Origin of the sequence: Kluyvera huaxiensis, from assembly GCF_040149365.1 — a bacterium.
GTDB classification, from domain to species: Bacteria; Pseudomonadota; Gammaproteobacteria; order Enterobacterales; family Enterobacteriaceae; genus Kluyvera; species Kluyvera intermedia_A.
The window spans coordinates 1-8185 of the sequence record NZ_JBEFLV010000045.1 but is presented as its reverse complement, the minus strand read 5'-3'; the positions used below and the strand labels follow the sequence as shown (position 1 = coordinate 8185).

General features: G+C 49.8%; 7 protein-coding genes and 1 pseudogene. 5 read left to right on the top strand and 3 right to left on the bottom strand.

Translation table 11 applies throughout. The features are described from left to right. Positions 1-477 precede the first annotated feature (477 nt). Together dcuC and rna are read left to right on the top strand one after the other, a co-directional pair. Positions 478-1848, top strand: coding sequence for an anaerobic C4-dicarboxylate transporter DcuC (dcuC, locus tag ABOC97_RS23780; protein WP_349602309.1), 1371 nt, complete (start codon positions 478-480; stop codon positions 1846-1848). Between the two features lie 93 nt (positions 1849-1941). After that, positions 1942-2742 (top strand): ribonuclease I, encoded by an 801-nt coding sequence (gene rna, locus ABOC97_RS23775; protein WP_349602308.1) that lies wholly within the window; start codon positions 1942-1944, stop codon positions 2740-2742. A gap of 34 nt (positions 2743-2776) precedes the next feature. Here rna and ABOC97_RS23770 read toward each other — a convergent pair whose 3' ends face one another. Next, entirely contained in the window at positions 2777-3607 is an 831-nt protein-coding gene (locus ABOC97_RS23770; protein WP_234504036.1) for an alpha/beta fold hydrolase, read from the bottom strand. Between the two features lie 234 nt (positions 3608-3841). Here ABOC97_RS23770 and rnk point away from each other — a divergent pair, with 234 nt between their 5' ends. Beyond that, positions 3842-4252, top strand: a complete 411-nt coding sequence (rnk, locus tag ABOC97_RS23765) for a nucleoside diphosphate kinase regulator (RefSeq protein ID WP_234504031.1) — start codon at positions 3842-3844, stop codon at positions 4250-4252. A 163-nt stretch (positions 4253-4415) separates the two neighbouring features. Continuing rightward, positions 4416-4844, top strand: a complete 429-nt coding sequence (uspG, locus tag ABOC97_RS23760; protein WP_234504029.1) for a universal stress protein UspG — start codon at positions 4416-4418, stop codon at positions 4842-4844. A gap of 83 nt (positions 4845-4927) precedes the next feature. Here the strand turns inward: uspG and ahpF are convergent, their stop codons facing one another. Together ahpF and ahpC are read right to left on the bottom strand one after the other, a co-directional pair. After that, positions 4928-6493 (bottom strand): alkyl hydroperoxide reductase subunit F, encoded by a 1566-nt coding sequence (ahpF, locus tag ABOC97_RS23755; RefSeq protein ID WP_349602305.1) that lies wholly within the window; start codon positions 6491-6493, stop codon positions 4928-4930. 244 nt (positions 6494-6737) lie between these two features. Then, the gene (gene ahpC / locus ABOC97_RS23750; protein ID WP_052284784.1) at positions 6738-7301 is read right to left on the bottom strand and encodes an alkyl hydroperoxide reductase subunit C; all 564 of its coding nucleotides are present in this window, start codon (positions 7299-7301) and stop codon (positions 6738-6740) included. 717 nt (positions 7302-8018) lie between these two features. On the opposite strand from ahpC, the pseudogene ABOC97_RS23745 reads away from it, so the two are divergent. After that, a pseudogene (locus tag ABOC97_RS23745) lies at positions 8019-8093 on the top strand (hypothetical protein); the annotation flags it as partial. Between the last annotated feature and the right edge of the window lie 92 nt (positions 8094-8185).

The following is an 8185-nucleotide window of genomic DNA, read 5'->3' as shown; positions in this document are numbered from 1 at the left end:
GCGAAGGTAAGTTGATGACTCATGATGAACCCTGTTCCATGGCTCCAGATGACAAACATGATCTCATATCAGGGACTTGTTCGCACCTTCCTTAGCTCATAACGGGAATAGTTACCTTCTATCTCAATGCAAGCCTAAAAAAGGCATAAACCATGCATATCGTTCAAAAACACCGCAAATAAAAGGTTTTCATGACAGCCCACGCTACATCCCACTGCGATGGTGACATGGCGAATCATCATAAAAAAATAACATTTCATTTACCTTGGCTGTTTGTTATTTCAGCACTGGTCTATACTCGACGCGATGCCAATGTTCAGCTTTGTGAGTACATCGTGTAAATTGAAATATCATTCTCTTTAATTAGTCTGTTTTTTGATTTTCATCAGCTAATTTTGTCGGTTTTTTCGGCACATTCCACCCCTTACTTTGATGCAGCTGTGCGTCAATTTTACAACTGGGCGATAGGTGTTAATAATGTTAACGTTCTTTGAACTCCTGATTGGTGTTGTGGTTATTGTGGGCGTAGCCCGCTACATCATCAAAGGGTATTCCGCAACGGGAGTCCTTTTCGTTGGTGGTTTACTATTGCTGATTGCCAGCGCATTGATGGGACATAAGATTTTACCGAGTAGCGCAACCAGTACCGGTTACTCTGCTACCGATATTATTGAATATATCAAGATCCTGCTGATGAGCCGCGGTGGCGACCTCGGTATGATGATTATGATGCTGTGCGGCTTCGCAGCATACATGACGCATATTGGCGCCAATGATATGGTGGTAAAACTGGCCTCTAAACCGCTGCGTTTCATTAACTCACCTTATATCCTGATGATTGCCGCTTACTTCGTGGCATGTCTGATGTCGCTGGCCGTATCTTCCGCCACCGGCCTTGGCGTACTGCTGATGGCAACCCTCTTCCCTGTGATGGTTAACGTCGGAATTAGCCGCGGTGCGGCTGCCGCAATCTGCGCCTCACCGGCAGCCATTATTCTGTCGCCAACTTCCGGTGATGTTGTGCTGGCAGCTAAAGCGGCTGAAATGCCGTTAATTGATTTCGCCTTCAAAACTACACTGCCAATTTCTATCATTGCCATTATTGCTATGGCCGTTGCACATTTCTTCTGGCAGCGCTACCTGGACAAAAAAGAAAATATTTCTCCAGAAATGCTGGATGTGAATGAAATTACCACCACCGCGCCGAACTTCTACGCCATCCTGCCGTTTACACCGATTATCGGCGTACTTATTTTTGACGGTAAATGGGGCCCAGAGCTGCATATTATTGCCATTCTGGTTATCTGCATGCTGCTGGCGGCAATTCTGGAATTCTTCCGTGGCTTTAATACTCAGAACGTCTTTGCCGGTCTGGAAGTGGCTTATCGCGGGATGGCGGATGCCTTCGCCGGCGTGGTCATGCTGTTAGTTGCAGCAGGGGTATTTGCTCAAGGTCTTAGCACCATTGGATTTATTAATAGCCTGATCTCCATCGCCACCTCGTTTGGCTCTGCCAGTATTATTCTGATGCTGGTACTGGTCATCCTGACCATGCTGGCGGCCATGACCACCGGCTCCGGGAATGCGCCGTTCTATGCTTTCGTCGAGATGATCCCTAAGCTGGCTCACTCTTCCGGCATTAACCCAGCCTATCTTTCTATTCCGATGCTGCAAGCTTCCAACCTGGGCCGTACCATCTCCCCGGTTTCCGGCGTAGTGGTTGCGGTGGCGGGGATGGCAAAAATTTCCCCGTTTGAAGTGGTTAAACGCACCTCAGTACCGGTTATCGTCGGTCTGATTGTCGTCATTATTGCCACCGAAATTCTGGTGCCTGGCGCCGTAGCATAATCATTTGGCTATCAAATAAATAAGGCGCCTGATGGCGCCTTATTTTATGATTAAGCCACACCCTTAAATGATCAAAAATGTGGAGTCATAATTATGCTCAGGAAGAATATTGTGTCAGGGTGTGCGCTGTTGCTCTGCGCTGGCAGCCTTCACGCCGCCCCCCTGGTTCCCGCGCAATATGGTGACTTCGACCGTTATGTTCTGGCACTCTCATGGCAAACCGGGTTTTGCCAAAGTCAGCATGATAGAAACCGCAAAGAACCGCTTGAATGCCAACAGCCAAAAGAGGCAGCCAACAAAGCCGACTATTTGACGGTTCACGGCTTATGGCCTGGTCTGCCCGGATCTATCGCCTCTCGCGGCGTCGATAATAACCGCTGGATGCGTTTTGGTTGTGCGACGCGGCCTATTCCCAATATGCCGGAAGCCAAAGCAGGCAAAAAATGCGCCGCCGAAGAGACCGGTTTATCGCTGGAAGTAGCCAATAAGCTGAATCAGGTAATGCCGGGCAGCGGCGGAAAAACCTGCCTTGAGCGTTATGAATACGCCAAGCATGGTGTCTGTTTTGGTTTTGACCCCGATATTTATTTCGACACCATGGTCCGTCTGAATAACGAAATAAAACAGAGCGCTATCGGCCAATTCCTGGCGGCTAATTACGGTAAAACCGTGGACCGCGCCAGTTTTGATAGTGCAGTTGCCAAAGCTTTTGGTCAGCAAAATGTCAAAGCGATTAAACTAACCTGCGACGGTAATCCGTCCTATCTGACGGAAATGCAGATTGCCATTAAATCAGCCCGAATTAACGAGCCGCTTTCCGCCGACTCGCTGCTGGCACAGCCGCACCCGGGTAACTGTGGCAAACAGTTCATGCTGGATAAAATCGGCTACTGATCCACGCCCCCGCATCATGCGGGGGCTAACCCTGCTAGCGTTGGATAAATTCCAACAGGCAGTCGTTAATTTGATGCTTATGGGTGGTGCAGATCCCGTGCGATCCCCCGTGATAAACCTTCAGCTCGGCATTAGGTAACAGCGTCGCCGCAACCTTACCGCAGGTTTCAAATGGGACAATCTGATCGTCGTCGCCGTGAATTACCAGCGTCGGAATGGTCATCTTGCGCAAATCTTCACGCAGATCGGTTTCCGAGAAGGCTTTAATACAGTCGTAAAGTGCTTTAATCGACCCCTGCAACCCCTGCTCGACAAATCCTTCGCGTACTGCCTTCGACTCGCTGACACCCTCGCGGTTATAGCCGTAAAAGGCCGCCGTCAGTTCATAGAAAAATGCGCCGCGATCGTTGATGACACCCTGACGAATTCCATCAAATACCTCCATCGGCACGCCGTTCGGGTTGAAGTCCGTTTTCAGCATAATTGGCGTCACCGCGCCAATCAGCACCGCCTTCGCCACCCGACTGGTACCATGACGGCCAATATAGCGCGCCACTTCTCCGCCGCCGGTAGAGTGCCCAACGTGTACCGCATCTTTTAAATTAAGGTGTGCCGTCAGCTCCGCTAAATCATCCGCATATTGGTCCATCGTATGCCCTTCCCATGGCTGCGCTGAGCGTCCATGTCCACGCCTATCGTGGGCGATGACGCGATAGCCTTTGGAGCCCAGATAGAGCATCTGATCCTCAAATGCATCAGCCGTCAACGGCCAGCCATGACTAAATACTATCGGCTGTCCGCTCCCCCAATCCTTGAACCAGAGATAACTACCATCTTTCAGGGTCAGTTTATCGAAACCACTCATACGATCACCTGTGCAGGGAGGACGCTGCCCGTTGCAGCCTAAAAAGGATAATCCAGATTTATAAGTTGCGATGGATTTCGCACAAAATTCACACAATGATGGCAACGCAATTCCTGAATGTGCGCTGCATCACTTCAAACCTGATGCAGGGATCAGTATGATGGAGAAAGATGAACCCTTGCCGCTGGCGGTGAGGGTTTTCTTTTGGATAATAGAAATGACATGGAGTAGATAATGACCAGACCTGCCATCATAATTAATGAGTTCGATGCCGAGCGCATCGACCGCCTGCTTGAGCAACCTGCTTACGCAAATTCACCGGTGGCGAACGCGCTAAACGACGAGCTTGATCGTGCCCAGATGTGCGCCCCGGAGGCCATGCCGCACGATGTAGTGAGTATGAATAGCCAGGTCAGATTCCGCGATCTCACCACCGGCGAAGAGCGCGTGCGCACGCTGGTTTTCCCGGCGCAAATGACCGACAGCAGCAGCCAGCTTTCCGTGATGGCCCCGGTTGGCGCCGCCCTACTCGGCCTGCGTACCGGCAGCACCATTCACTGGGAATTACCGGGCGGCGCGTCAACCCACCTGGAAGTGCTTGAGCTACTCTACCAGCCGGAAGCCGCTGGCGAGTTCAACCGCTAATACCGAAAGCGATTAATTAAGAGGATGCCAGGCATCCTCTTTCTGTTTGTGACTGACTCATCTTTACAACTTCCTTTTCCTCACTAAACTATTTTGCGAACTCAATGACACATTTGAAATCAATTATGTGTTGTTATGGTTCAACAAAGACAAGGAGGAGCCTATGTACAAAACTATCATTATGCCCGTTGATGTTTTTGAGATGGAATTAAGTGACAAAGCCATTCGTCACGCAGAGTTTATGGCCCAGCAGGATGGCATTATCCATTTACTGCACGTACTGCCAGCCTCAGCCAGCTACACCATGAGTCGCTTTGCCTCTGACCTACGTCGCTTCGAAGAACACCTACAGCACGAAGCCGAAACCCGGCTACAAACCATGCTGAGCCACTTTAGTATTGACCCTTCACGACTCAAACTGCACGTGCGCCTCGGCAACGTGCGCGACGCGGTCAACGAACTGGCGGAAGAGCTGCATGCCGATATGGTGGTGATTGGTTCACGCAATCCGTCCATCAGCACGCATCTGCTGGGCTCGAACGCTTCCAGCGTCATTCGTCACGCACATATTCCAGTATTAGTGGTTCGCTGACACACCATCCGAACGTTCCGTGCTAAAAACAAAAAAAGGCCACCTTTCGGTGGCCTTTGACATTGCAGGTATTGTCTTCTTTTTTATGCTGTTTTAGTGCGAATCAGATAATCGAATGCGCTCAACGACGCTTTCGCACCTTCGCCTGCGGCGATAATAATCTGTTTGTAAGGGACCGTAGTGCAGTCACCGGCAGCAAACACGCCCTTCACGTTGGTCTCGCATTTCGCATCAATGATGATTTCGCCCATGCGGTTACGTTCAATCGCGCCTTCCAGCCAGTTGGTATTTGGCAGCAGGCCAATCTGCACAAAGATCCCCGCCAGCGCGACATGATGCTCGTCGCCGCTAACGCGGTCACGGTACTGCAGACCGGTAACTTTGCTGCCGTCACCTTTAACTTCGGTGGTCTGCGCGTTGAGAATAATGTCGACGTTTTTCAAGCTACGGACTTTATCCTGCAATACCTGATCGGCCTTCATTTCTGACGCAAATTCCAGCAGCGTAACGTGTTCAACCACGCCCGCCAGGTCAATCGCCGCTTCCACACCTGAGTTACCGCCGCCGATAACCGCCACGCGTTTGCCTTTAAACAGTGGGCCATCGCAGTGTGGGCAGTAGGTCACGCCCTTAGTACGATACTGATCTTCACCCGGCACGTTCATATTACGCCACTTAGCGCCGGTGGAGATAATAATGCTGCGTGCTTTAAGTACTGCACCAGAGGCGGTTTCAATCTGATGCAGACCGCCTTCTACCGCTGCCGGAATCAGCTTAGACGCGCTCTGGGAATCAATTACATCAACGTTATATTCACTAACGTGTGCCTTTAACGCACCCGCCAACTTCTGACCTTCGGTTTTCGGCACAGAAATATAGTTTTCAATATCAACGGTATCCAGCACCTGGCCGCCAAAACGTTCACCCATCAGGCCGGTACGGATGCCTTTACGTGCAGAATATACTGCCGCAGCCGCGCCTGACGGGCCAGAACCGACAATCAGTACATCATAAGCATCGCGTTGATTCAGCTCTTCTGCGGCACGTTTCTCGGCACCGGTATCCACTTTCGCCACGATTTCGGTCAACGTCATGCGACCCTGGCCAAACTCCTGACCATTCAGGTAGACCGCCGGTACGCCCATCACGTTGCGTTCGGTGATTTCATTCTGGTAAGTGCCGCCGTCAATTGCCGTGTGTTTGATACGCGGATTCAACACGGCCATCAGATTCAGCGCCTGCACCACATCCGGGCAGTTATGGCAGGAGAGTGAGTAATAGGTTTCAAACTCAAAATCACCGTCAAGGTCGCGGATCTGCTCAAGCAGAGACTGCGCTTCTTTTGACGGATGACCACCGGTCCACAGCAACGCCAAGACCAGCGAGGTAAACTCGTGGCCCAGCGGAGAGCCGGCGAAACGCGGCCCCTGGTGCGAACCTGGGTTAGTAATCAGGAATGACGGTTTGCGTACCGCCAGGGTATCGTCTTGTTTAAAGGTGACTTTGTCTGACAGTTCAGCGATTTCAGCCAACAGTTCCTTGATCTCTGCCGATTTAGCGCTGTCATCCAGCGTGGCAATCAGCTCAACAGGTTTGGTCAGCTTCTCAAGATACGCCTTGAGCTGGGTCTTCATGTTGGTGTCGAGCATTTTTATCTCCTGGGCTTAAAACATCATCATGCAAGCGGCCTTAGGCCAGCCTGAATGCGGCTTGAATGATGATTTTTGAGAAAGAAAGCGGGCGCGAATATGCCCCCGCTTGAGAATGAATTCACAAGTATTTCGTGTTACAGGAAGGCGGCAAGCTTATGAGTCCCCGGGAGCTTACTGAAGTAAGTGACCGGGGTGATTAAGCGCAGCCAACGCATCTGTAGCGCGAAAGACACCGTGAATTTTAGATTTTGCCGACCAGGTCCAGAGACGGAGCCAAAGTCGCTTCGCCTTCTTTCCATTTCGCCGGGCAAACTTCGCCTGGGTGGGAAGCGACGTACTGAGCAGCTTTAATTTTACGCAGCAGGTCAGACGCATCGCGGCCGATACCTTCAGCAGTAACTTCGATTGCCTGGATGATACCCTGTGGGTCAACAACGAAGGTTGCGCGGTCTGCCAGACCTTCATCTTCACGCATGTTTTCAAAGTTACGGGTCAGGGCGCCAGTCGGGTCGCCGATCATCGCATATTTGATTTTCGCGATGGTGTCGGAGCTACCGTGCCATGCTTTGTGGGTGAAGTGGGTGTCGGTAGAAACAGAGTACACGTCTACGCCCAGCTTCTGCAGTTCTTCATAATGGTCTGCGACGTCGCCCAGTTCAGTTGGGCATACGAAGGTGAAGTCAGCCGGGTAGAAGAAGAAGACGCTCCAGCGACCTTCGGTATCTTTCTCGGTTACTTCGATGAACTCACCGTTTTTGAACGCCTGGTTTTTGAAAGGTTTGATTTTGGTATTAATTAAGGACATCTATACTTCCTCCGTGTTTTCGTTGAGGTCTAAGTTAACGAAATTCTTCCGATTCGACCAATGCGTTTACATTATCAAATCAATAAGCGTTATCTAACAACCGGCACAAGACAACTTTGTGAACCTATGGACAGAACCGGCACGAATCGCTCATTCCATGACGTAAAAAGGCCGCAACATGGCGGCCCGTTTACCTGAATCTCCCGCAGGTGAATTCAGCGCCAGCCAGGCTGGCTAAGTGTTGCGCTCCACCTAACCTTAATAAAGTCAGTGGTAACTCATGGATTACATCACCCCGCTTCACAAAGGGCAATCGGCTCAACGTCGGTGTCATCTATGGTTGAGATAGGTTATACCGTTGATTAACCACTACCCACTGATTTTACAGATACTTTCCATAAAACACGGTTCTTTACCTCGGCATTAGCTTACGTCGTTAGCGACGCACGGAAAAAATAATGACGTGAATAAATAAAAATATCGCCACCGGTTTTGCATCAAGCAGATGATAAGCTAAAATTAATAATCTACCTTACCCATTGATAATTTTAAGTAATATTGGAACATCCAATTCTTACGCAACATTATTTAGCGATAGATAAAAATGAAGTTCTACTATATATTTAGTAAGATTTCAGAGGGTTTTAAGTTTTACGAACACATGGATAGTAGTGATAAGGGAAGTGAATACAACCCTATAATATATAAGGATAGTTTATGGCAAATCTCTATGATCTGAAACGATTCGATCTTAATTTACTGGTTATTTTCGAATGTATTTACCAACACCTAAGGAAGGTGCGAATAAGCAGGTCATTTCTTCCCAAGCTGACTCGCTGATTAAAATTTCGCGGATCTGGGCCGATTTTTTTCCCGCAAACACA

Bases quoted from the DNA above. Each gene is read 5' to 3' on its own strand.
- uspG (WP_234504029.1), top strand. From the start codon at position 4,416: ATGTACAAAACTATCATTATGCCCGTTGATGTTTTTGAGATGGAATTA.
- ABOC97_RS23770 (WP_234504036.1), bottom strand. From the start codon at position 3,607: ATGAGTGGTTTCGATAAACTGACCCTGAAAGATGGTAGTTATCTCTGG.
- rnk (WP_234504031.1), top strand. From the start codon at position 3,842: ATGACCAGACCTGCCATCATAATTAATGAGTTCGATGCCGAGCGCATC.
- ahpF (WP_349602305.1), bottom strand. From the start codon at position 6,493: ATGCTCGACACCAACATGAAGACCCAGCTCAAGGCGTATCTTGAGAAG.
- dcuC (WP_349602309.1), top strand. From the start codon at position 478: ATGTTAACGTTCTTTGAACTCCTGATTGGTGTTGTGGTTATTGTGGGC.
- ahpC (WP_052284784.1), bottom strand. From the start codon at position 7,301: ATGTCCTTAATTAATACCAAAATCAAACCTTTCAAAAACCAGGCGTTC.
- rna (WP_349602308.1), top strand. From the start codon at position 1,942: ATGCTCAGGAAGAATATTGTGTCAGGGTGTGCGCTGTTGCTCTGCGCT.